The sequence below is a fragment of the Pseudomonas cremoricolorata DSM 17059 = NBRC 16634 genome (genome assembly GCF_000425745.1).
Taxonomy (GTDB): domain Bacteria; phylum Pseudomonadota; class Gammaproteobacteria; order Pseudomonadales; family Pseudomonadaceae; genus Aquipseudomonas; species Aquipseudomonas cremoricolorata.
Map to the genome: position 1 here is coordinate 189,067 of NZ_KE384442.1, position 22,352 is coordinate 211,418.

16 protein-coding genes are annotated in these 22,352 nt (G+C 65.3%); 7 read left to right on the forward strand and 9 right to left on the reverse strand.

The features are described from left to right. Positions 1–11: 11 nt before the first annotated feature. Positions 12–920: a LysR family transcriptional regulator gene (locus H618_RS0119725; RefSeq protein ID WP_028696702.1), complete on the forward strand. Its 909-nt coding sequence runs from the start codon at positions 12–14 to the stop codon at positions 918–920. Positions 921–973: 53 nt separating this feature from the next. Here the strand turns inward: H618_RS0119725 and H618_RS0119730 are convergent, their stop codons facing one another. Continuing rightward, positions 974–3,160 (reverse strand): TonB-dependent siderophore receptor, encoded by a 2,187-nt coding sequence (locus H618_RS0119730; protein ID WP_028696703.1) that lies wholly within the window; start codon positions 3,158–3,160, stop codon positions 974–976. Between the two features lie 315 nt (positions 3,161–3,475). Between H618_RS0119730 and H618_RS0119735 the strand changes: the two genes are divergently transcribed. The 4 genes from H618_RS0119735 to H618_RS0119750 all read left to right on the forward strand — a co-directional run bounded on the left by H618_RS0119735 (position 3,476) and on the right by H618_RS0119750 (position 8,254). Continuing rightward, the gene (locus H618_RS0119735) at positions 3,476–5,197 is read left to right on the forward strand and encodes a type I secretion system permease/ATPase (protein WP_028696704.1); all 1,722 of its coding nucleotides are present in this window, start codon (positions 3,476–3,478) and stop codon (positions 5,195–5,197) included. Between the two features lie 7 nt (positions 5,198–5,204). Beyond that, complete coding sequence (locus H618_RS0119740) at positions 5,205–6,539, forward strand: HlyD family type I secretion periplasmic adaptor subunit (RefSeq protein WP_028696705.1); 1,335 nt, start codon at positions 5,205–5,207, stop codon at positions 6,537–6,539. 32 nt (positions 6,540–6,571) lie between these two features. Continuing rightward, complete coding sequence (locus H618_RS0119745; protein ID WP_425414210.1) at positions 6,572–7,864, forward strand: TolC family outer membrane protein; 1,293 nt, start codon at positions 6,572–6,574, stop codon at positions 7,862–7,864. 156 nt (positions 7,865–8,020) lie between these two features. Then, positions 8,021–8,254, forward strand: coding sequence for a hypothetical protein (locus H618_RS0119750; protein WP_028696707.1), 234 nt, complete (start codon positions 8,021–8,023; stop codon positions 8,252–8,254). Here H618_RS0119750 and H618_RS0119755 read toward each other — a convergent pair whose 3' ends face one another. The 6 genes from H618_RS0119755 to bglX all read right to left on the reverse strand — a co-directional run bounded on the left by H618_RS0119755 (position 8,255) and on the right by bglX (position 17,345). Then, the gene (locus tag H618_RS0119755) at positions 8,255–8,860 is read right to left on the reverse strand and encodes a flavin reductase family protein (RefSeq protein WP_028696708.1); all 606 of its coding nucleotides are present in this window, start codon (positions 8,858–8,860) and stop codon (positions 8,255–8,257) included. Between the two features lie 73 nt (positions 8,861–8,933). Further along, complete coding sequence (locus H618_RS0119760; RefSeq protein WP_028696709.1) at positions 8,934–10,082, reverse strand: Fic family protein; 1,149 nt, start codon at positions 10,080–10,082, stop codon at positions 8,934–8,936. Between the two features lie 158 nt (positions 10,083–10,240). After that, complete coding sequence (locus tag H618_RS0119765) at positions 10,241–11,572, reverse strand: MFS transporter (RefSeq protein ID WP_028696710.1); 1,332 nt, start codon at positions 11,570–11,572, stop codon at positions 10,241–10,243. Positions 11,573–11,877: 305 nt separating this feature from the next. Next, positions 11,878–13,212: a sigma-54-dependent transcriptional regulator gene (locus H618_RS0119770; protein ID WP_028696711.1), complete on the reverse strand. Its 1,335-nt coding sequence runs from the start codon at positions 13,210–13,212 to the stop codon at positions 11,878–11,880. Next, on the reverse strand, positions 13,206–14,963 hold the full coding sequence (locus tag H618_RS0119775) for a sensor histidine kinase (protein WP_028696712.1): 1,758 nt from the start codon (positions 14,961–14,963) through the stop codon (positions 13,206–13,208). Before H618_RS0119775 ends, H618_RS0119770 begins: the two co-directional genes overlap by 7 nt. 93 nt (positions 14,964–15,056) lie before the next feature. After that, positions 15,057–17,345 carry a beta-glucosidase BglX gene (bglX, locus tag H618_RS0119780; RefSeq protein ID WP_033727813.1) on the reverse strand — a complete coding sequence of 763 codons (2,289 nt, stop codon included), beginning with the start codon at positions 17,343–17,345 and terminating at the stop codon, positions 15,057–15,059. A 384-nt stretch (positions 17,346–17,729) separates the two neighbouring features. Here bglX and H618_RS0119785 point away from each other — a divergent pair, with 384 nt between their 5' ends. Continuing rightward, positions 17,730–18,950, forward strand: a complete 1,221-nt coding sequence (locus H618_RS0119785; protein ID WP_425414207.1) for a class I SAM-dependent methyltransferase — start codon at positions 17,730–17,732, stop codon at positions 18,948–18,950. Between the two features lie 5 nt (positions 18,951–18,955). Here H618_RS0119785 and H618_RS0119790 read toward each other — a convergent pair whose 3' ends face one another. Further along, a complete protein-coding gene (locus tag H618_RS0119790) occupies positions 18,956–19,963 on the reverse strand; it encodes a DUF4917 family protein (RefSeq protein ID WP_028696715.1) in 1,008 nt (335 codons plus the stop codon). A 174-nt stretch (positions 19,964–20,137) separates the two neighbouring features. Here H618_RS0119790 and H618_RS0119795 point away from each other — a divergent pair, with 174 nt between their 5' ends. Then, complete coding sequence (locus tag H618_RS0119795; RefSeq protein ID WP_028696716.1) at positions 20,138–20,620, forward strand: hypothetical protein; 483 nt, start codon at positions 20,138–20,140, stop codon at positions 20,618–20,620. Here H618_RS0119795 and H618_RS0119800 read toward each other — a convergent pair. Continuing rightward, positions 20,604–22,319 carry a SulP family inorganic anion transporter gene (locus tag H618_RS0119800; RefSeq protein ID WP_028696717.1) on the reverse strand — a complete coding sequence of 572 codons (1,716 nt, stop codon included), beginning with the start codon at positions 22,317–22,319 and terminating at the stop codon, positions 20,604–20,606. The two genes, H618_RS0119795 and H618_RS0119800, sit on opposite strands and share 17 nt — an antisense overlap. Positions 22,320–22,352 lie beyond the last annotated feature (33 nt).

Below are 22,352 nucleotides of genomic sequence, written 5' to 3' on the forward strand. Positions count from 1 at the left end.
GCGGTTAGTGCATGAATGATGACATTTCGCTATGGCGCCTGTTTTTCCGTATCGTCGAGCGCGGCAGCCTGACCAAAGCCGCTGACGACCACGACCTCGAGCCGTCTTCGGTGAGCCGGCGCATCTCTTCGCTGGAGAAGCGCCTGAACGTACGCCTGCTCAATCGCACCACCCGGCAAGTGACCATGACCGAGGCAGGGTCACGCGCCTATGAACTGATGCGCCCACTGATCGATGAGATGGAAGGGGTGATCGCCGACCTCGATGGCGCCTCGCCGCTGATTGCCGGCACCATCCGCATGACCGCACCGGTCAACTTCGGCGAGCGGCATCTGGTGGGCTGGTTGACGGCGTTCCAGAAGCGGCATCCGCAGATTTTGCTCGACCTGGTGCTGTCGGACTCGCGCCTCGATCTGCGCGGCGAAGCCATCGACCTGGCCCTGCGGGTTGGCGAGCCGCCGGTGTCGGACATGCTGATCCGGCGCATCGGCTGCATGCCCAGCGTGCTCTGTGCCAGCCCCACCTATGTGCGTGCCCACGGCCTGCCGGAGAAACCCCAGGACCTCACCAGCCACCGCGGCATCCTTTATTCGCTCGGCCAGGAACGCCACCGCACCCGCCTGCGCCTGAACCGCGACGGCAAGGAAGTCAGTGTCGAGTTGCAGGGGGTGTTCTACCTCAACAACGTCGGCGCGATTCTGCAGGCCGTGCGCCAGGGCGCCGGCATCCATCCGGGGCCACGCTGGCTATTCCAGGCAGGGATCGACTCCGGTGAGCTGGTCGAGTTGTTGCCCAAATGGAGCCTGACCGGTTTGCCGGTGCACCTGGTGCGCCTGAACAACCGCTATGAGCCCAAGCGGGTGAAGGCTCTGGAGGATTGGATCGAGCAGTGTTGGGTACGGGAGATGGGGGGGCATTGAGTGGCGCTGCGGTTTAGCGGCGAAGGGCCGCAAAGCGGCCCCGGTTGTTTGGATCAGAAGGTGTACTTGGCAGTCAGCATCAGGTTGCGCGGCGCTCCGTAGTTGTCGCCGCCGTACTGGTAGGAGCTGGAGATGGACGAGTAGTACTTGCGGTCGAACACATTGTTGGCGTTTAGCTGCAAGTCGAGGTGCTGGTTGACCTGGTAACCGGCCATGAGATCGGTGACGGCATAGCTGCCCTGTTGCAGACGGTAGTTGCTGCCGTCGGCCAGCTCGATGTCGTTGTACAAACGGCTCTGCCACGACAGCGTGCCGCCGACTCGCAGTTTCTCCAGGTCGCCCTGGAAGCGGTAGTTGGTGGTCAGCTTGAACAGGTGTTCAGGCACGTCGGTATCGAAGCGCTGGTTGACGCTTCCCGGATTATTGTCGTCCTTGAGGGTATGCACGCGAGCGTAGGTATAGCCTGCGCCGACCTGCCAGCGGTCGGTCAGCGCGCCTTGCAGTTCCAAGTCGACGCCCTGGCTGCGCACTTGGCCAGAGGCTTCGTAGCACTGATTCAATCCGCGAGGGCAGACTGCAGTGTTGGTCTGCACCGCGCGGTTTTCCTGATCGACACGGAACAGCGCCGCGCTGGCGTTCAAGGCACCGTCGAAGTATTCGCCCTTTATCCCCACTTCGTAGTTCTTGCCCACGATAGGCCGCACGGGTGTGCCTGCCTCATCACGTTCAGATTGCGGGGTAAAGATGTCGCTGTAGCTCACGTACACCGAGTGATGCTGGTCGAGGTCGTAAATCAAGCCGGCATAGCGGGTCAGGTTGCGGGTGACTTTATAGTCGCCCTCGCCATCACGGTCGTCATAGTCGTACCAGTCCAAGCGGCCACCGACGATCAGCTTGAGCGGATCAGCCAGGCTGAAGCGGCTGGTGACATAGACGCCTTCCTGGGAGGTAACTGCTTGTGTAGCGCTGCCAAGCTTGGTGAAGTCAGGTTTGCCTGCCTCCAGCGGATAACCCGACTGGTTGTACGGAGAGTATTGCTGCTCCGTCATGTCATAAATCCGTTTGCTGGCGCCGACCACCAGTTCGTGGGTGCGACCGAATGCCTGGAACGGCCCACTGGCAAACGCATCCACGCCAGCCTGTTTCTCGTCATAGGTGGCTTTGTAGATGGTGCGGGCCAGGCGTTGGTCCGGAGTGAAGCGTGACTGATAGGAGCCTCGGAACATCGCATCCTGCTCGGCGTAGTTGGCGTTGAGCTGCAACTTCCAGTCGTTGGCCAGTTGATGGCGCAACTCGGCGAACACCGTGTTGATCTCTTGATCCTTGCTCTCCCAGTCGGTGCCAGGGTTGTAGGAGCGCGGCAGGTGCAGGTGGCGGCCGTCCAGGCCGACCATCGACGAGCCCCAGAAGTAATTGGTCTTGTCCTTCTGGTTGGAGAACCCCAGGGTCAGTGTGGTGCTGTCGGTCAGATCTGCTTCGGTGACTGCGTAGAACAAGCCGTGACGCTGCATGGCGTTGTCGACGAAGCTGTTGGCATCGTTGTAGGAAGTCACCACCCGGCCGCGCCAAGTGCCACTGCCGTTGAGCGGGCTGGAGGCATCCAGCTCGCCGCGGTAGTCGTCCCAACTGCCGGCGGCACCGGTGAGGGTCACTTTCTGCTCAGCCAGCGGCCGCTTGCGCACCAGGTTTACGGCTGCCGAGGGGTTGCCTGCCCCGGTCACCAGGCCCGTCGCTCCGCGCACCACTTCCACGCGGTCGAACATCGCCAGGTTAGGCTGCGCGCCGACGCTGACGCCGTTGTAACCGCTGGGGATGCCGTCGTACATCAGATTGTCGATGTCGAAGCCTCGGGCGGTGTAGGTCTGCCTCCCCGGGCCGTCGTTATAGTTCAGATAAACGCCAGGGGTTGCCCTTATCACATCATTGATACTGGTCATCCCCTGATCGTCCATCCGCTGGCGGGTAATCACCGTCACCGCCTGGGGCGTTTCGCGCTGGGTCAGCGGCAGTTTGGTGGCTGTCGACATCGCTCCGGAGGTGTACGACTCACTGCCCTCGGTGGTGCTGCCCAGGTGGGTGTTGATGATGTCGGTGGCGCCCAGTTCGATGACCCCGCTCGCAGGCGTAGCCGTTGCCGGTTCGGTGTCCTCGGCCAGGGCCGGGGTGGCGGTGGCCATGCAGACCACCAGCGCGAGCAGGTTGAACGGCGGGCGAGGGCGTAGCGGGAGAGAGCAGGACATGGGCAAAGGCCTGAATGCTGAAAATGAAAGTTGCTTATGAGAATCGTTAGCAATCAGTGTGTCAAGATACGTCGCGACATAGGAAATAGAGCACTGTCTTACAGGGTGACAAGATCAAGCCGATAGTCGCGACCAGTGGTGCAATGCTGCGGTCGGCACTCCCCTCAAGAACCGGCCGTGCGCGCCGATGAACTGGTCACGACGTGCCGCTCGCCAGCCAGTTCATTCCCCTGAGCCAAAGTGCTAGCATCGGCCGCCGCCCGGCATCGACCCCAGCGTCGCTTATCTCCAACGTTGTTCATTCGTCGGACCTACATGCGCCTTTTCTTCGACCCCACGCGAGACATCGATGCCGCCTTGCTGCGCTATCGCCGTCTGTTCGGTGTGCTGGCCCTGTTCAGCGGTGTCATCAACTTGCTGATGCTGGTGCCGTCGATCTACATGATGCAGGTCTTCGACCGCGTGCTGACCAGCCGCAACGAAACCACGCTGCTGATGCTCAGCCTGATCCTGCTGGGCTTCTTCGCCCTCAGTTGCGCGCTGGAATGGGTGCGCGGGCAGGTGATGATCCGCATGAGCGCCGGGCTCGACACGCACCTGGGCGAGCGGGTGTTCGATGCCGCCTTCGAGCGCAGCCTCAAGGAGCACAGCGCCAACCCGGCGCAGGTGCTTAGCGACCTCAATGCCATCCGCCAGTTCGTCACCGGGCCAGGGCTGATCGCCCTGTTCGACGCGCCGTGGCTGCCGCTGTACATCATCGCCACCTTCCTGTTCCACCCCTGGCTTGGGGTGTTCACCGTGATCGGCTCGCTGATTCTTGCCGCCCTGGCGTTGTGGAACGAGCTGTCGACGCGCAAAAGCATGGCCGAGGCCAACCGGCTGTCGGTGGCCTCGTCCAGCTACGTCAACAGCACCTTGCACAATGCCGAGGTGATTCAGGCCCTGGGCATGCTCGGGCCACTGCGCAAGCGCTGGTTCAACGTGCAGCAGCGGGTCATCGTCGAGCAGGGCCGGGCCAGCGACCGCAGTGCGCGGATCGCTGCACTGTCACGCTTCGTGCGCATGACCTGGCAGTCGCTGGCGCTGGGCCTGGGGGCGATTCTGGTGATCGAGAACCAGATCTCCGCCGGGGTGATGATCGCCGTGTCGGTGCTCTTGGGCCGGGCTATGGCGCCGGCCGAAGCGCTGATCGGCTCGTGGAAGCAAATGGGCAACGCCAAGAGCAGCTATGCCCGGCTCAACCGCCTGTTGGCCGAATTTCCCAAGGCCGCGCCGCGCATGCCGCTGCCGCCGCCGAGCGGCGCGCTGACCCTCGAGCGGCTGGTGGTGACGCCACCTGGCCAGCAGAAACCGGCCATCAACGGCGTGACCCTGGCCCTGGCCAAGGGAGAGGTGCTGGCGGTGGTGGGGCCGAGCGCCTCGGGCAAGTCGTCGCTGGCGCGGGCCATGGTCGGCATCTGGCCGGCGCGGCAAGGCTCGGTGCGCCTGGACGGCGCCGAGATCGGCCAGTGGTCGCGGCAAGCGCTCGGCCCGCACCTGGGCTATCTGCCCCAGGACATCGAGCTGTTCGACGGCAGCATCGCCGAGAACATCGCCCGCTTCGGTGAGGTCGAGGCCGACAAGGTCATCGCCGCGGCGCAGCTGGCCGGCATCCACCCGATGATTCTGCAATTGCCCAATGGCTACGACACCCTGCTCGGCAGCGGCGGCCTGGGGCTTTCCGGTGGGCAGAAACAGCGCATCGGCCTGGCTCGGGCGCTTTACGGCAAGCCGGCGCTGGTGGTGCTCGACGAGCCCAACTCGAACCTCGACGATGCCGGTGAACTGGCCCTGGTGCAGGCCGTGCGCCAGCTCAAGGCCGACGGCTGCACGGTGGTGCTGGTGACCCACCGGCCAAGCGTGCTGGCGGCGGTGGACAAGCTGTTGTTCCTGCGCGATGGCGTGCAGCACCTGTTCGGCCCGCGCGACCAGGTGCTCAAGACCTTGCTCCCGGCCGCTGCGGCCAAGCCTGCTGAAATCAGCGATCAACAAGCCTGAGGCCGCCATGCAAGCCAGTTCTCACGACCTCTCGCCCATCGAGCATCAGCCCGACGCCGATGCCGCCGGTATCGCCCGCGTCGGCCTGTGGTGCCTGTTGCTCGGCCTGGGCGGGTTTCTGCTCTGGGCGTTTCTCGCACCGCTGGACCGCGGCGTGGTCGGTAGCGGTACGGTGGTGGTCTCGGGCGAGCGCAAGACCGTGCAGTCACGCAGCGGCGGCATGCTTGAGCATATCCGCGTGCGTGAAGGTGATCGGGTCGAGCAGGGCCAGGTGCTGCTGCAATTCAATACCGTGCAGGCGCGCTCGCAGCTCGACGTCGCCCTGGGCCAGTGGCTCAGCGCCCGGGCCGTGGAAGACCGGCTGATGGCCGAGCGCCTCGATGCGCCCCAGGTGAAGTGGTCCGCCGCGCTGCTGGCGCGGGCCAGCGATCCACGCGCCGTGGCGGCCATGGAACTGCAGGGTTATCTGTTCGCCACACGCCGTGAAGAACTGGCCAGCCGCATGCAGATCAGCAAGCACGAAATCGCCTCGCTCAACGACCAGCTCAAGGGCTTCGAAGAAATCCGCCGCAACCACGCGGCGCAGTTGCAGTTCCAGCAACAGTCGCTGCAAGGCATGCGCGAACTGGCCCGTGAGGGCTACCTGCCGCGCAACCGCCTGTTCGAAGCCGAAAGCAGCGCGGCGCAACTGGGCGCGCAGTTGGCCTCGAGCATTTCCGACATCGGCCGCACCCGCCAGGCGGTCAATGAAAGCCAGCTCAAGGGCTTGCAGCAGGCCCAGCAGTTTCGCAGCGATGCCGAGTCGCAGCTGACCCAGGTCAGCGCGCAGACCTCCAGCCTGCTCGAGCAGATCAAGGCACTGGAATTCGAGCTGTCCAGCGCCACCCTGAGCGCGCCGGTCAGCGGTCAGGTGATGGGCATGACGGTGCATACCGTCGGCGGCATCGTGCAGCCCGGTCAGCGCCTGATGGACATCGTGCCGCAAGGCTCGAGCTGGGTGGTCAAGGCGCAGTTCCCGCCGATGATGGCCGACCGCCTCAAGCCCGGCCTGCCGGTGGACGTGCGCTTCGGCTCGTTGCAGCGGGTGCACACGCCGGTGATCGTCGGCCAAGTGTCGACCGTGTCCGCCGACCAGTTGGTGGACGAGAAGACCGGCTCGCCGTATTTCTCGGTCGAGGTGCAGGTCAGCCCCAAGGCTGTGATCGAACTGCGTGAACTGGGCCTGGACATCAAGCCCGGTATGCAGGCCGAAGTGCTGGTCAAGACCGGTGAGCGAACATTGGCCAACTACCTCATGCAACCTGTCGCCGAGCGCATGGCTGGCGCGCTCAAGGAAGAATGACCGTGGCTCGATCTGTGTTTGTGCTGCTGGCCATGTTCGCTGCCGCGCCGCTGTGCGCCGCCGATGCGCCGTTGTCGCTGCTCGGCCTGTACGACGCCTCGCGGCTCAACGATGCTACCTATCAAGTGGCCGGACACGATTACGAAGCCTCGCGCCAGGAGCGCGCGATCGGTCGCAGCGCCTTGCTGCCGCAGGTGGGCATCAATGCCCGTTACGGTCATGGCGGGCAGTTCGATAAAGAAAGCCCAGCCAGCCGCCAGGACGATCAGTACGCCTCCGACAGCGTTGCCCTGACCGTCACCCAACCGCTCTACGACAAAGGCCGCTGGGCCGCCTACGAACAGGCCAAGGCCCGCGGTCAGTTGGGCGAAGTGCAGCACGATAACGCCGACCAGGCGCTGTTCGACCGCGTGGTGCAGGCCTACTTCGACCTCGCCCAGGTGGAGAACGAGCTGGCCCTGACCACCCAGCAGAAGGCCTCCATCGAGGGCCTGGCCAAGCAGTCGCAGCGCCTGTTCGAAGCGGGCGAGGGCACCATTACCGATCAGGCCGAGGCCCAGGCCCGGCTCGATTCGATTCGCGCCCAGGAAATCCAGTTGCAGGCCCAGCACCGCTCGGCGCTGCGCCGCCTGGCCGGGCGTTCGGGCTTGAACGTCACGCAGATTCCACCGATGCAGGCGCAGGCACCGGCCGCCGCCTTGCTCGCCCCCGAGCAAGACCTGGAGTACTGGATGGCCAAGGCCGACCAGTCGGCCGGGGTGCTCGGCGTCAGCCGCGCTTCGGTCAAGCTCGCCGAAGCCAACCTGCGCCAGCAGAAGGCCCAGCATTATCCGACCCTGGCCCTGAGCGGGCGGGTGGCGCGCATCGATCAGAGCGATATCAACGAGCTGTCCGAGCGGCAGTCGACCTATTACGTCGGTGTGGTGCTGGATATTCCGCTGTATCAGGGCGGTGGCGTCACCGCTTCGTCGGAAAAGGCCCGCGCGGCGCTGGAAAGCGCCCGCGCCGGGCTGGACGCTCAGGCTCAGCAGTTGAGTGAAGATGTCGAGCTTAATTACCTGGGCGTGGTGGCAGGGTTCGAGAAGATCAAAGCGCTGGTCACCGCCGTGCGCTCCGGCGAAACCGCCCTGACCTCGGCGCAGAAGGGCTACGGTGCCGGCGTGCGCTCGACGGTCGATATCCTCGACGCCCAGCAACGGGTGTTCGCCGCCAAGCGCGACCTGCTCGATACCAAACTGGCGATGCTGCAAAGCTACGTCAACCTGCACACCCGCACCGGGCAGATGACCCGCCGTGAGCTGGAGAAGGTGCAGGCGTTGTTTTGAGTGCCAGGGCTGGGCCGAGCTCAGGCAATCGAGGCAGCTCGAGGGAACCTCTAGGCCGCCCAAAGCCTGCAACGCGACGCTGCCAGGCTACTGGCTTGCCTGGGCAGCCCGTGCGTGTAGAATCCCGCCCTTTGCCAGCCCACCGGAGCGCCGCCCATGGCCCGTAGAGTCTTTCCCCACTTCGAAGCCGTTTCGGCCATGGTCCCGGTCGAGGGCGGTGGGTATCACGCAGCCATCGCCGTCAAGCAGCTGATCGGCGGCGGGGCGCCGCGTTTTCACAAGCTGCTCGACGGCCAGACCTTTGCCAGCGCCATCGCCGCCGACGCAGCGGCCAGTGCCGAACTGGAGCGCTTGCAGGGCGTCAGCGATGAGGCCGAGCTGATCTGGTGATCAGCCCTGCGGCCGGTTCATCTTGAACAGCTCACCCAGTTCGAAATAGTCGGCCGGGCCGCCGCCACGCAAAATCGGCTGAGCCGCCGCAGTGTCGTAGATGCCGTCCTTGAGCAGGTGCTCGGCGATGTGCACCGCCACCACTTCACCCAGAATCAGCCAACTGGGCACCAGAGCCTGATCGGCGCGCTTGAGCTGGACGATCTGGCTCACCTTGCATTCGAACGACACCGGGCTTTCCCCCACCCGCGGCACCGCGACGACGCGCGAGGCCGCCGGGGTCAGCCCGCTGAGCTGGAATTCATCGACTTCGGCCGGCACCGCCGCGCAGCTCTGGTTCATCGCCTCGGCCAGGGGCCGGGTGGCCAGGTTCCAGACGAACTCGCCGGTCTGCTCGATGTTGTTCAGGCTGTCTTTGCGCCCGACACTGCAGAAGCCGACGATCGGCGGGATGTAGTTGAAGGCGTTGAAGAAGCTGTACGGCGCCAGGTTCAGCCGGCCTTCGCGGTCGTGGGAAGAAATCCAGCCAATCGGCCGTGGACCGACGATGGCGTTGAACGGGTCGTGGGGCAGGCCGTGGCCTTTGGCAGGTTCATAGAAGTGCATCGCACGCAGCCTTGTCGGCAAGGGAAGAGCTGCCTAGTGTGCCAAGGCTTGGCGTGGCTGGAAATGCTCTGTATTACGTGCCGCCCTGTACATGGGGCTCGGCGAGCGCAACGCAGTAGCGGGTGCTGCGCCCGCCGCCGGGCAGGCGGATCAGGCAGCCTTTGTCGAGCAGGTCTGCCAGGTGGCGCGTGGCCGTGGCCTTGGAGACCTTCGCCACTGCCTGATACTGCGCAGCGCTGATGCCCTCTTCGAATCCCTTGGGCCCACCGTCGAGCAGGCGGTTGAGCACCTTGCGCTGCTCGGGTGACAGGTCTTGCTCGCGGTGACGCTGCCAGAAGCGTGCCTTGTGCAGAAGCCGATCGATCCGTTGCAGGGCCTGTTCGAGGCTGCGCAGCAGCGTGGCCAGAAACCAGCGCAGCCAGGGGGTGAGGTCCAGGTCGGCCTTCTGGCTGCTCTCCAGCACTGCGTAGTAGCCGGCCCGGTCATCGAGGATGCTGGCCGCCATGGTGTAGAAGCGAATCGCCTGGCGCTCGCCTTGCGCCAAGGCCAGGTCGGTCAGTGCGCGGGTCAGCCGGCCATTGCCGTCGTCGAACGGGTGCAAGGTGACGAACCAGAAATGGGCAATGCCGGCCCGTAGCAGCGGGTCGAGCTGGTGGTCGTTTCGGCTGTGCTCGAACCACTCGAGGAAGGTCTGCAGTTGTGCTTCAAGACCTCGTCGTGGCGGTGCCTCGAAATGCACCACAGGCTTGTCCAGCCGTCCGGAAATGACCTGCATGGGCGCCTCCCCACGCAGTTGGCCAACCTGCACGGGATGGCTGAGCAGGCTGTCCTGGCTGGGGAACAGCCAGCGGTGCCAGGTGAACAGGCGTTCCAGGGTCAGCACTTGCTCCAGGCCTTCGGTCGCATCGAACATCAGTTCGGCCAGGCCTTCACTGCGCGGCGAAGTGGGCCCGCTTTCCTCTACTCCCAAGCGTCGCGCCAACGACGAACGCACTGATTCGACATTCAGCTGTTCGCCTTCGATGGCCGATGACGTGACGATGTTGCGCAGCAAGGTGTCGAGTACCGCACGCCGGTCGGTCAGTCCGTTGACCGCACTGAGCCTGCCCAGCAGTCGGCCTTGAGCGTCCACGCACTGCCTCATCAGACCGGCCAGGGCATCGGTTTGCCACGTGAAGTGCGGCCAGTCTTGGTTCTGCCAGATCCATTGCGGTGCGTTCATCACTATCCCCTCAGCAACACGATGAGCCGAATAATGCTGCTATTCGGCTCATTTGGTGAGCCGAATAATAACGCTATTCGGCTCACCACACCCCAACCCAACGAAAAAAGGGCGCTTCGTCGTGCGAAGCGCCCTTCAGGGTGACAGCCTGCCTGCGATCAGTCGGTGGTGATGCGCGAATGTTTGCGGGTGTCTTTCATGGTCGCGTAGACCAGTAGCGAACAGGCGATGCAGGCGGTGACGTACCAGTAGTAGCCGGTTTCCATGCCTGCGCTCTTGAACCACAGGGCCACGTATTCAGCGGTGCCGCCGAATACCGAGACGGTCAGGGCGTAGGGCAGGCCGACGCCCAGGGCGCGGATTTCGGTGGGGAACAGTTCGGCTTTGACCACGGCGTTGATCGAGGTGTAGCCGCTGACGATGATCAGCGCGGCCATGATCAGGAAGAACGCGCCCCACCAGGTCTGGATGGTGTGCAGGGTGGTGAGGATCGGCACGGTGAAGATCGTGCCCAGCACGCCGAAGGCGATCAGGATCGGGCGCCGGCCGATCTTGTCCGACAGGCCGCCGATCACCGGCTGCAGGCACATGAACAGGAACAGCGTGGCGGCCGAAATGGTGGTCGAGTCGCTGATGCTCATGCCCACCGTGTTCACCAGGTACTTCTGCATGTAGGTGGTGTAGGTGTAGAAGGCCAGGGTGCCGCCCATGGTCAGGCCGACCACGGTCAGCAGTTCCTTGGGATGGCGCAGCAGGGTGCGCATCAGGCTTTCCTTGGGCTTGTCGTTTTCTTTCTCTTTCTTGGTGAACGAGGCGGTTTCTTCCATGCCGCGGCGCAGGTACAGCGCCACCACTGCGCACAGCGCGCCGATCACGAACGGTACGCGCCAGCCCCAGGCGTAGAGCTCTTCGGTGGTCAGGGTGTTCTGCAGGATGATCAACACCGCCAAGGCGATGAGCTGGCCGGAAATCAGCGTCACGTACTGGAAGCTTGAGAAGAAGCCACGGCGCTCTTTGCTGGCCATTTCGCTGAGGTAGGTGGCCGAGGTGCCGTATTCACCGCCTACCGACAGGCCCTGCATCAGCCGCGCGACCACCAGCAGAATCGGCGCGGCGACGCCGATGGTTTCATAGCCGGGGGTCAGGGCGATGACCAGCGAGCCTGCGCACATCAGCAGCACCGAGGCCATCAGCGCGGCCTTGCGCCCCTTGCGGTCGGCGTACAGGCCCATCAGCCAGCCGCCGATCGGACGCATGAGGAAGCCCACGGCGAAGATCGCGGCGGTGTTGAGCAGTTGTGCGGTGGTGTCGCCGGCCGGGAAGAAGGCTTTGGCGAAGTACAGCGAGAATGCCGCGTAGACGTACCAGTCGTACCACTCGACCATGTTGCCGATCGAGCCACTGAAAATCGACTTGAGGCGGCTGGTGGTGCTGCGCTGCGCGGTCGGTGCGGCGGCCGCCCCGCTGGGCAGGGAAGTGCTGTTATCCATCAGGGGATACCTTCTCGTTGTTGTTGTGGTCTTGGCTTGCTCGTTCCTGGAAACGCGCCGCATCTGTGCGCGGCAGGCTCAGGCGATTGCAGAAGCTGTGCCAATCGGGTGCAGGCTGATCCAGATGAGTGCACGCGGTGTGCCTGCAAGACCGCGCAAACGCCACTGGCGCCTGCGTTTGGGCGTACGGGCGAAGCGCCGCAGAAGGGGGGAAGCGCCCGCCACAGCGGATGCCTGAACTCGGATTGAGCGCAGCAATGAGCGGATTTCCGCCTATCGATTACCCAAGTCGAGCAAGAATCCGCCTATTCGCGCTCGATGAAATCTTCGCGAACCAGGCCATGGCGCTGCATTTTTTCATTGAGGGTGCGCCGCGGCAGTTGCAGGCTTTCCATTACCGCCTTGATTTCGCCGTGATGCTGGCGCAGCGCGGCGCGCAGGCATTGCGCCTCGAATGCCTCCATTTGCTCGCCCAACGAGCTACTTGCAGGCAAGGCCTGACTGGCGCCGGCATCGAGCCCCAGCACATGGCGCTCGGCGGCGTTGGCCAGTTCGCGCACGTTGCCCGGCCAGTCGTGGGCCAGCAGGCGCGCCATGTGCGCACCGTCCAGCGGCGCTGCGTTGCGGCCCAGGCGTTCGGCGCAGTGGCGCGCGAAGTGCTCGAACAACAGCGGTATGTCTTCACGCCGCTCGCGCAGCGGTGCCAGGCGCAACTCGGCGACGTTCAGGCGATACGCCAGGTCTTCGCGAAAGCGCCCGGCGCGGGCTTCTTCGAGCAGGTCGGGCTTGGTCGCGGCGACGATGCGCAGGTCGACGGCGATGCTCTGGTTGGCGCCCAGGCGTTCCAGCTTCTGCTCCTGGATCACCCGCAACAGCTTGGCCTGCTGGGCCAGCGGCATGCTTTCGATCTCGTCGAGAAACACCGTGCCGCCGTTGGCGTACTCCAGTTTGCCGATGCGCTTGCCCTGGGCGCCGGTGAAGGCGCCGCTTTCATGGCCAAACAGCTCGGCTTCGAACAGCGCCTCGGGGATGGCCGCGCAATTGAGCGCCACGAAGGGTTTGTCGGCGCGTGGGCCGAAATCATGCAGGCAGCGCGCAACGCGCTCCTTGCCGCTGCCGGTCTCGCCCCTGATCAGCACATTGACCGGCAGGCCGGCCAGTTCCAGCACCTGCCGGCGCAACTGCTGCAAACCCTGGGACATGCCCAGCAGCGTGGCTTCCAGGCGCGATTTGAGGTCGGCCTGTTCGTGCAGGCGGCGGTTCTCCAGCACCAGCTGACGCTTTTCCAGCGCGCGGCGCAGGCTGCCCAGCAGGTGCTGCGGGGTGAAGGGTTTTTCCAGAAAGTCGTAGGCGCCGTTGCGCATGGCCTCGACCGCCATCGGCACGTCGCCATGCCCGGTCAGCAGAATCACCGGCAGGTCGGCGTCGTGCTGTTGCAGGCGTTCGAGCAGTTGCAGGCCGTCCATGCCGGGCATGCGCACGTCGCTGATGATCACCCCGGGAAAATGCGCCGGCAGCTGCGCCAGGCAGGCGTCGCCGCGCTCGAACAGCTGCACCTCGAAGCCCGACAGGCTGAGCCATTGTTCGACCGCGGCGCGGATGCTCGCTTCGTCGTCGACGACGATCACTGAATTCAACATGCAGGCTCCACATCGCGGGGCAGGGACAGGGTGAAGCAGGCACCGCCGGCCAAGTTCTCGACGCGCAACTGGCCGCCGGCCTCGTGCACGATGCCATAGGAAATCGCCAGGCCCAGGCCCAGCCCGTCGCCCACCGGTTTGGTGGTGAAGAAGGGGTCGAAGACCTTGCTCAGGTCGGCCTCGGCGATGCCACCACCGGAGTCGAGCACGCTCAACTGCCAGTCGCCGCCGGCCAGGGCGATGCGGATTTCCAGGCGTTTGAAGCGCTTGTCGGCCATGGCGTCGAGGGCATTGTGCAGCAGGTTGATCAGCACTTGCTCAAGGCGAATGGCATCGCCGCGCACCCAGGCCGGGCGCGCCAGGTACAGCGCCAGGTCAATCTGCTGGCTGCGCAGGCGGGTGTCGAGCAGCTGCAGGGCCTGGTCGACCACCCCGGCCAGGTCCAGGCGCTCGCGCAGCCCGCCTGGGCTGTTGCGGGCGAAGGTTTTCAGGTGGCTGGTCAGGGCGGCCATGCGCGTGAGCATCTGCTCGAGCGGCTCGAGGGCCTGGCGCGCCTGTTCGTAGCGGCCCTGGTCGAGCAGCAGGCGCAGGGTTTCCAGTTGCATGCGCTGGGTGGTCAGCGGCTGGTTGATCTCGTGGGCCAGCGCTGCCGACATCTGCCCAAGCGCGGCCAGCTTGGCCGATTGCACCAGGCCCTCCTGGGCCATGCGCAGCTCGCGGGTGCGTTCCTCGACTTCGCGCTTGAGCGCGTCGCGGCTGCGCTGGCGCAGGCGGCCCAGGCGCAGGCGCTGGCTGACGAACAGCGCGGCGAACACCAGGCTCAGCCACACCGCTGCGGCGCCTAGGGCGGCGTTGCGGCCATCTTCGGCGACCTGCGGCTGGCGCAGCAGGTGCAAGGTCCAGCCTTCGCTGGGCAGTGGCAGGCTTTCCCACAGGTACTCGCGCAGCCCTTGCGGACCCTCGACGCGGCTCAGTCGGCTGTTGTCGCCGAAACGGCTGAGCACCTGATGCTGCAACGGCACCAGCGGTTGTTTGTCGTACTGCCGGGTTTCGGCCAGCACCGCGCGGTCTTCGCGGTTGAGCGAGCGCAGTTCGCGGTAGCGCCAGCCGTCCTGGTTGGCGATGAAGATGATGCCGCGGGCATCGCTGACCAGCACCACGTCGTTGCCCTGGCGCCATTCGCGCTCAAGCTCGGGGAACTCCAGCTTGACCACCATGGCGCCGAGGAAGCGATCGGCTTCGTCGTTGACCGAGCTTGCAAGGAAGTAGCCGGGCACGCCGCTGGTCACCCCGACCGCGAAGAAGCGCCCGCTGCCCTCGCTGCGCGCCTGCTTGAAGTAGGGGCGAAAGCCATAGTTGGAGCCGACATAGGTGGTCGGCAGCCGCCAGTTGCTGGCCGCCACCGCCAGGCCGCTGTGGTCGAGCAGTTCCAGGGTCGAGGAGTTGGCGGCGCCGTTGATCCGCTCGAGCTTGCGGTTCAGCGCGTCCTGCACGATGGGTGACACCGGCCCGCGCAGGGCGGCGATCAGTTCCGGGTCCAGCGCCAGTACCGCGGGCAGGGCGCGGTAGCGGTCGATCAGGGTGTGCAGCGAATTGGCGTACAGGCTCAGTTGCTCACTGGCCCGCCGGGCATCGGCCTGCAGCGCTTCGCGCTTGGCCTGGTGCATGGCCCAGCCGGCACTGAGCACGGTGCCGGTTACGATCAGCAGAATCATCAGCCCCAGACGCAGGGCGCGATAGGACGGTGGCATGGGCTGTTCCGCGTGCAATAAGGCCAAGGGGTGGAGCAGGGCGCGGCGCTCGGGGCGGGTCACAAGCCGCCGAGCGCCGGGTCAACGCATGCTTCAGCGCAACTCGAAGTGCTGCTGTTGCACGTGCTGCGAATCCAGCCCGACCTGCACGTTGAACTGCCCAGGCTCGGCCACCTGTTGCAACTGCGCGTTGAAGAATTTCAGCTCGTTCTCGCTGATGGTGAAGGTCAGCTCGCGGGTTTCGCCGGCCTTGAGCAGCACTTTTTGGAAGCCCTTGAGTTCCTTGACCGGACGGCTCATCGAGGCGGTGACGTCCTGTACGTACAGCTGTGCCACGGTTTCGCCGTCGCGCTCGCCGGTATTGCGTACGGTGACCTTGGCCTGCAGGCTCTGCCCGCGTTGCAGGTGGTCGGCAGACAAGGTCAGGTCGGACAGGCTGAAGCTGCTGTAGCTCAGGCCGTAGCCGAAGGGGTACAGCGGGCCGTTGGGCTCTTCGAAATACTGCGAGGTGTAGTTGCCGGGCTCGCCAGGGGTGGCCGGGCGACCGATGCTGGGCCGGTTGTAGTACATGGGAATCTGCCCGACCGAACGCGGGAAGGTGATCGGCAGCTTGCCGGACGGGTTGTAGTCACCGAACAGCACGTCGGCGATGGCGTTGCCGCCCTCGGTGCCGCTGAACCAGGTTTCCAGGATCGCATCGGCCTGTTCGCGCTCCCAGGTGATCGACAGTGGCCGGCCGTTCATCAATACCAGCACCAGCGGCTTGCCGGTGTCTTTAAGGGCCTTGATCAGGGCTTTCTGGCTGGCCGGGATGTCGAGGCTGGTGCGGCTCGCCGACTCATGGGACATGCCCTTGGATTCGCCGACCACGGCCACCACCACATCGGCCTGGGCCGCGGCCTTGAGCGCTTCGTCGATCATCACAGCCGGCGGGCGCGGGTCGAGGACAATCTTGTCGTCCTTGGCGTTGAAGAAATTCAGATACTCGAGAATCGCGTTGTCGCGGGTGAAATCGGCGCCCTTGGCATACAGCAGCTTGCCCTTGCCCTCCAGGGCATGCTCCAGGCCTTCACGCACGCTGACGGCATGCTCGGGGCGGCCATCGGCGGCCCAACTGCCCATGATGTCCAGCGGCGCATCGGCCAACGGCCCGACCAGCGCCACCGTGGCGGACTTGCGCAGCGGCAGGGTGTTGTCGCGGTTCTCCAGCAGCACCAGGCTGCGCCGCGCAACGTCACGGGCGGCGGCGCGGTGCAGGCGGGTTTCGGCGTAGTAGTCCTGCAGGTCGTCCTCAGCCTTGCCGATGCGCAGGTACGGGTCTTTGAACAGGCCCATGTCGTACTTGGCGCCCAGCACCTCGCGCACGGCGCGGTCGAGTTCGGCCTGGGACACTTCGCCGGCTTTCAGCAGGCCGGGCAGCTCTTCGCCGTACAGCGAGTCGTTCATGCTCATGTCGATACCGGCCTTGATCGCCAGCTTGGCGGCCTCACGGCCATCGCGGGCGACGCCGTGGCGGATCAGTTCCTTGATCGCGCCGTGGTCGCTGATGGTCACGCCCTTGAAGCCCCATTGCTGGCGCAGCAGGTCGTTCATCAGCCAGGTGTTGGCGGTGGCCGGCACGCCGTTGATCGAGTTGAGCGCCACCATCACCCCGCCGGCGCCAGCGTCGAGGCCGGCGCGATACGGCGGCAGGTAGTCGTTGTACATTTTCGGCAGGCTCATATCGACCACGTTGTAGTCGCGCCCGCCTTCGACTGCGCCATACAGGGCGAAGTGCTTGACGATGGCCATGACGCTGTCGTGCTCGGCCGGGCTCTTGCCTTGCAGACCACGCACCATCACCTCGGCGATGCGCGAGGTCAGGTAGGTGTCTTCACCGAAGCCTTCGCTGGTACGCCCCCAGCGCGGATCACGGGCGATATCGACCATCGGCGCGAAGGTCATGTCCACCGAGTCGGCCGCCGCTTCGATGGCCGAGGTGCGCCCAACCGTGGTGATCGCGTCCATGTCCCAGCTCGACGCCAGGCCCAGGCTGATGGGGAAGATGGTGCGCTCGCCGTGCACGGTGTCGTAGGCGAAGAACATTGGAATCTTCAGGCGGCTGCGCATCGCCGCCTCCTGCATGGGGCGGTTTTCCGGCGCGGTACGCGAATTGAAGGTGCCGCCGATGCGGCCTGCGGCGATTTCCTCGCGAATCTTCTCGGCGGGCATCTCGGGGCTGATGCTGATCAGGCGCAACTGGCCGATTTTTTCCGCCTGGCTCATCTGCCCGAGCAGATGATCAATGAATGCCTGTTTGTCTTGCAGTGGCGGTGCGACGGTGGCGGCCAGGGCCGCCTGACTGACGAGGCCCAGGGCCAGACCCAGCAAAGACACTTTCATGCGCGATTCCATCGTAGAAGCGCTGGCCGTATCAGGGTGATACGCGCGAGCAAGGTTTTCAGGCGGCTATTGTTTTACGTTCGCCGGACCGGACGGTGCCGATCTGCCCGCGGTCCAGCGGCGGATTATGCCTGAATATGGCGACGGCTCCAGACCCGCGATGGGCAGTACAACGATCAAGAATGTAGCGCTAAGCATGTAGCTACCAGAACGTAGCCCAGATCACAGGCATGACCCTGCCCAACGGATACGAGCGACGTCCGCTCGCCATGCCAGGGCCACGGGTGCTGGACTGACCGCGAGCCCTTCGCGGCAGCGGCGCGGCCACGTAGAATGGCCGCCATTGCGCGCTGCGCTCCCGCCATTTCGAGGCACCTGCTGTCCATGTCCGCTACGCCGTCCGCTTCCCCCGACGCCCTTACCGAGTTCTTCACCCTGCTGCAACAGGCGCTTGCCAGTGGCAGCCTGAGCAAACTGGTGCTGGCCCGCCCTGTGGGCGCCGACCCGACCTTGCAACGCATCATCGGCAAACCGGTGCAGGTCAAAGGTCAGGCGTGTCTGTCGCTGGTCTACCGCCACCAGACCCGCGACATCACCCGCAACCTGCCACTGGAACAGGTGCCGGCCCTGATTGGCGAACTGCTGCCGGGCAGCTTTCGCAATGCCCACCTGTTCGACGGCGAGGGCGAGGTGCAGCTGACTTTCAGCAAGAAGGGCAAGCCGATGCTGCAGCGCCACGGCGCCCAGGCGCCGCTCAAGGCCGTGGCCAGCAGTGGCCATGACCGCGAGAAAAAGCGCTACCTGGAATTGTCTCGGCCGTTTCTGCGCGACCTCGGCGTCACCGATGCCCAAGGCGCGCTGATTCCGTCGATGTCGCGCAAGTGGAAGCAGATCAACAAGTTCATCGAAGTCTTCGACCATGCCCTGGGCAGCGCACCCTTGCCTGCCGAACAGCCGCTACGGGTGGCCGACTTCGGCTCGGGCAAGGGCTACCTGACCTTCGCCATGCACGACTACCTGCGCAATAGCCTGGGCCGGGCCGCCGAGGTCACCGGGGTCGAGCTGCGTGCCGAACTGGTCGAGCTGTGCAACGCTGCTGCGGCGCGCCTCGAGCACCCGGGCCTGGATTTTCAGTGCGGAGACGTGCGCAGCGTGGTACCGGCGGCGATCGAGGTGATGATCGCCCTGCATGCCTGCGACATCGCCACCGATTATGCGATTCACACCGGCATTCGCTGCAACGCGGCGATCATCATGTGCTCGCCGTGCTGCCACAAACAGATCCGTCCGCAACTGCGCAGCCCGGATGTGCTGCAACCGATGCTGCATTACGGCCTGCACCTGGGCCAGCAGGCGGAAATGCTCACCGACAGCCTGCGCGCGCTGTACCTGGAAGCCTGTGGCTACGAGACCAAGGTGTTCGAGTTCATCTCGCTGGAACACACCAACAAGAACAAGATGATTCTGGCGGTCAAACGCCGCCAGCCCCAGGACAACACCGCGCTGCTGGCGCGCATCGCCGAGCTGAAGGCGTTCTACGGGGTCAGCGAGCACTGCCTGGAAACCCTGCTGCGCGCCGACGGCCTGCTGGCCGCGGCGCAGTAGTCGTCTCAGCGGCGTCGCGATGCAGGGAAGGCGATGCTCAGGGTGGTCTGCGCCAGCGGGTGAGTGCTGGCGTCGAAGAAGTCCAGCGCGCAGCCTACCGCCGCCAGGCGTTGGCTGAAATAGCTCTGCTGGTTGTGCACCGAGGCCTCGCCCAAGGGGCGAATGGCCACGGCGATGCGCGCCGGCCGCGCCTGCACGATGGCCTCCAGCAGGTGCTCGTCGGCGCTGTCCAGGTGCTGGCCGAGCAGGCACAGGTTGCCGGCCTCGCAGGCCAGTTGCGCCAGGCACCAGCTCAGGTAGTCGCTGCTGCGAATGGCTTGAAGCTTCTGCGCGCTGGGCCCCTCGTTGATGAACAGCGGCACTTCCCCCGGCACGTTCACCGCCGCGCCATCGAGCAGCTCGCTGCCCACTGCGCCACGCCTGCGCGTGGTGCCATCGGCCTGGCGCAGCAGGTGCAGGCCTCCGTGCACATGCAGCACCCGCGTGCCGGCGCCGGCGGTGCGGCGCACATCGAAGCTGCCTTGCTCATCGAACAGCTCGGCGAACCCCGATGGGTCGTGCTCCATGGCCCACGGCAGAATCAGGTCGTAGTTGCTGGTGTACACGCATCGGTAACGACGCAGCTCGGCGTTGAGCTGGCCCAGGGTCACCGGCGGCAGCAGCGCCAGCGGCAGGTGCACGGCGCGCAGGGCATGAATCAGCGCCTGCTTGATCGAGTAGTAGCGGTTCAGCGGTGCGGTGGAGTTGATCGCCAGCGCGGCATTGCTGCGGATGGTGGTGTTCAGCGCGCTCAGCACCGGCTCGAACAGCTCGGTGCCCAGCGCCTTGAACAGCGCCTGGTCGCTGATCGCCAAGGCCTTGTGCCGCACCTGTTGCGCCTGCTCGAACAGCGAGTAGTAACCGAACGGCTTCCACAGGGCGCGGCTGGCACCGTTGCCCAGCAGCAGGGCCGGGTAGGCGTGGCGGTCGGTGAGCTCGGCCCAGGAGGGCAGGTGGGCATCGCGTGCTGACATGGGGTATCCGTAGGCTGAAACACAAACGCGGCGACTGTATCACGTTGCCTGCCGGGAAGAAGTTGCGCTCGAGGCAGACGCAGCCACGGGGTTTCATCTGCCAGTCCTTGAGGTCGCGCGCGGCTGTCTATATCGTCCGCAGCATCTTTATCGAGGTGGGAAGGGTTACAGCGTATGGCAAGCGACAATCTGGGCGCCGAGCAGTATGTCGAGGGCCGTCTGGTAGCGGTGATCCTGCTCGTGCTGACTGCCCTGGGCGCATTCGCCGCCACCACGTTCTGCGGTGAGCGCGGTTGCGTGTTGACGGCGCAGGCGGTGGTCTGTGCGGTGACTTCGGCGCTGTGCGTACTGCTGCTGCTCAACCGCCGCGCGCTGCGTGCCAAGCTCGAAGGCCGCAGCTACTTGCTGGCCTACCTACTGGCGTGGATCTGGGCTGGGCTGGCTACGGCGGTGGTGCTCAGCCAGCCCGCCCTGGCCGATGAAACCCCGGCGCTGCTGTCGGTGGTGCTGTCGAGTCTGCTGGGCGGGGTAGCGGCCGCCATCGCCGCGCACCTCTGGCACGAGCGCCAGCAACGCCCGCTGGCGCCGCGTGCTCCTCGCACCCCACGGCGTGGCAAGGCCGAACAGGCGCTGGCGCAGGTCAAGGAGCGTCTGTAGCCTGCGCCGCCAGTGCTCGTCGCTGGCGATTGCGCCACAGCCGGTAGGCGCGGATGCCGGCACGCACCGAGCCGAACAGCAACTCGCCTTCCATCTCCCGCGCCAGCCCTGAGCGCACCAGCATGCGCAGGAAACGCCCACGGGCGCGGGCGATGGCAAAATGCACACCCTGCGCGGCCAGGGTGGCGCGCACTTCGCGCAAGGCTTCAAGGCCCGTCACATCCAGACTGCTCACCGCCTCGGCATCGAACAGCACGGCCCTGATCTGCTGCTCGCGTTGCACCGCTTCGAGCAGGCGCAGTTTGAAGTAGTCGGCGTTGAAGAACAGGATCGCGTCGTCGAAGCGATACACCAGCAGCCCCGGTACCGTGCGCGCCTCGGGGTGGTGGCGCAGGTTGACCTGGCCCTCGACTCCGGGCAGCCAGCCGAGCACCGCGTCGGTGGGCTGATAGATGCTGTACAGCAGACGTAGAATGGCCAGGGTCACGGCGAAGATGATGCCCGGCAGCACGCCCAGGCCGAGCACGCCGGCGGTGGTCAGCAGGCACAGGCAGAACTCGAAGCGGCTGAGCTTGAGGATGCTGCGCAGCGACTGCACATCGATCAGCCCCCAGCCGGCCATCAGCAGCACGGCGCCGAGCGCGGCCTGTGGAATCCATGCCATGGGCGCGGTGAACAGCAGCAACACCAGGGCAATCACCAGGGCGGCGACGATGCCCACCAGTTGGCTGCGCCCGCCGACCATGTCGTTGACCGCGGTGCGTGAATCGGCGCCGCTGATGGCAAAGCCTTGCGACAGCCCGGCGGCCAGATTGCTCACGCCCAGGGCGACGAACTCGTGGTTGGCGTTGATCGCATAGCCGTGGCGCGCGGCGAAGCTGCGCGCGGTGAGCATGGCGCTGCAAAAGCTCACGGTAGCGATGCCCAAGGCGTCGCGCAGCAGGCTCTTGGTTTCTTCCAGGCTGATCTGCGGCCAGGCCAGGTGCGGCATGCCACCAGGCACCGGGCCGAGCACGGCGACGCCGAAGCGGTCCAGGCCGAACAGGCCGCTGAGCACGGTGAACACCGCCACCACCACCAGCGCCACCGGCAGGCGCGGATAGCGCCGCGGCAACACGATAAGCATGGCCAGTGCGGCCAGGCCCAGGGACAGGGTCAGCCAGCGGATTTCCCCCAGGCGACTGAGGAAGTCGAGCAGGCTCAGCACGAAACCTTCACCGACGAAGCTGAAACCCACCACTTTGGACAACTGCCCGGCGATCAGGCTCAGGCCGATGCCGTTGAGGTAGCCGATCAGAATCGGCCGCGAAAAGAAGCTGGCGATAAAACCTGCGCGGGCGAGCCCCGCGCCGATCAGCATGGCCCCCACCAGCAGGGTGACGATCACCGCCAGCTCGGCGGTGCGCTGTGTGTCACCCATCGCCAGCGGCGCCACGGCCCCGGCGATCATCGCGCAGGTGGCGGCATCCGGGCCGACCATCAACTGCCGCGAACTGCCGATCAGGGCGTAGACGATCATCGGCAGCACGCAGGCGTACAGGCCATATTGCGCCGGCAGGCCGACGATCTGCGCATAGGCGATGGCGATGGGAATCTGAATGGCCGCCACCGACAGACCCGCCTGCACATCGGCCGAGAACCATTCACGGCGGTAACGCAGCAGGTTGGCCAGGCCCGGAAGCCAGCGGGAAATGAACATGGGCAGTCCTTTGAAAATGTTTCATCCGAATGG

Excerpts from the sequence above, each read along its gene's own strand:
- H618_RS0119725 (WP_028696702.1), top strand. The coding sequence starts at position 12 with ATGAATGATGACATTTCGCTATGGCGCCTGTTTTTCCGTATCGTCGAG.
- H618_RS0119730 (WP_028696703.1), bottom strand. The coding sequence starts at position 3,160 with ATGTCCTGCTCTCTCCCGCTACGCCCTCGCCCGCCGTTCAACCTGCTC.
- H618_RS0119735 (WP_028696704.1), top strand. The coding sequence starts at position 3,476 with ATGCGCCTTTTCTTCGACCCCACGCGAGACATCGATGCCGCCTTGCTG.
- H618_RS0119740 (WP_028696705.1), top strand. The coding sequence starts at position 5,205 with ATGCAAGCCAGTTCTCACGACCTCTCGCCCATCGAGCATCAGCCCGAC.
- H618_RS0119745 (WP_425414210.1), top strand. The coding sequence starts at position 6,572 with ATGTTCGCTGCCGCGCCGCTGTGCGCCGCCGATGCGCCGTTGTCGCTG.
- H618_RS0119750 (WP_028696707.1), top strand. The coding sequence starts at position 8,021 with ATGGCCCGTAGAGTCTTTCCCCACTTCGAAGCCGTTTCGGCCATGGTC.
- H618_RS0119755 (WP_028696708.1), bottom strand. The coding sequence starts at position 8,860 with ATGCACTTCTATGAACCTGCCAAAGGCCACGGCCTGCCCCACGACCCG.
- H618_RS0119760 (WP_028696709.1), bottom strand. The coding sequence starts at position 10,082 with ATGAACGCACCGCAATGGATCTGGCAGAACCAAGACTGGCCGCACTTC.
- H618_RS0119765 (WP_028696710.1), bottom strand. The coding sequence starts at position 11,572 with ATGGATAACAGCACTTCCCTGCCCAGCGGGGCGGCCGCCGCACCGACC.
- H618_RS0119770 (WP_028696711.1), bottom strand. The coding sequence starts at position 13,212 with ATGTTGAATTCAGTGATCGTCGTCGACGACGAAGCGAGCATCCGCGCC.
- H618_RS0119775 (WP_028696712.1), bottom strand. The coding sequence starts at position 14,963 with ATGCCACCGTCCTATCGCGCCCTGCGTCTGGGGCTGATGATTCTGCTG.
- bglX (WP_033727813.1), bottom strand. The coding sequence starts at position 17,345 with ATGAAAGTGTCTTTGCTGGGTCTGGCCCTGGGCCTCGTCAGTCAGGCG.
- H618_RS0119785 (WP_425414207.1), top strand. The coding sequence starts at position 17,730 with ATGTCCGCTACGCCGTCCGCTTCCCCCGACGCCCTTACCGAGTTCTTC.
- H618_RS0119790 (WP_028696715.1), bottom strand. The coding sequence starts at position 19,963 with ATGTCAGCACGCGATGCCCACCTGCCCTCCTGGGCCGAGCTCACCGAC.
- H618_RS0119795 (WP_028696716.1), top strand. The coding sequence starts at position 20,138 with ATGGCAAGCGACAATCTGGGCGCCGAGCAGTATGTCGAGGGCCGTCTG.
- H618_RS0119800 (WP_028696717.1), bottom strand. The coding sequence starts at position 22,319 with ATGTTCATTTCCCGCTGGCTTCCGGGCCTGGCCAACCTGCTGCGTTAC.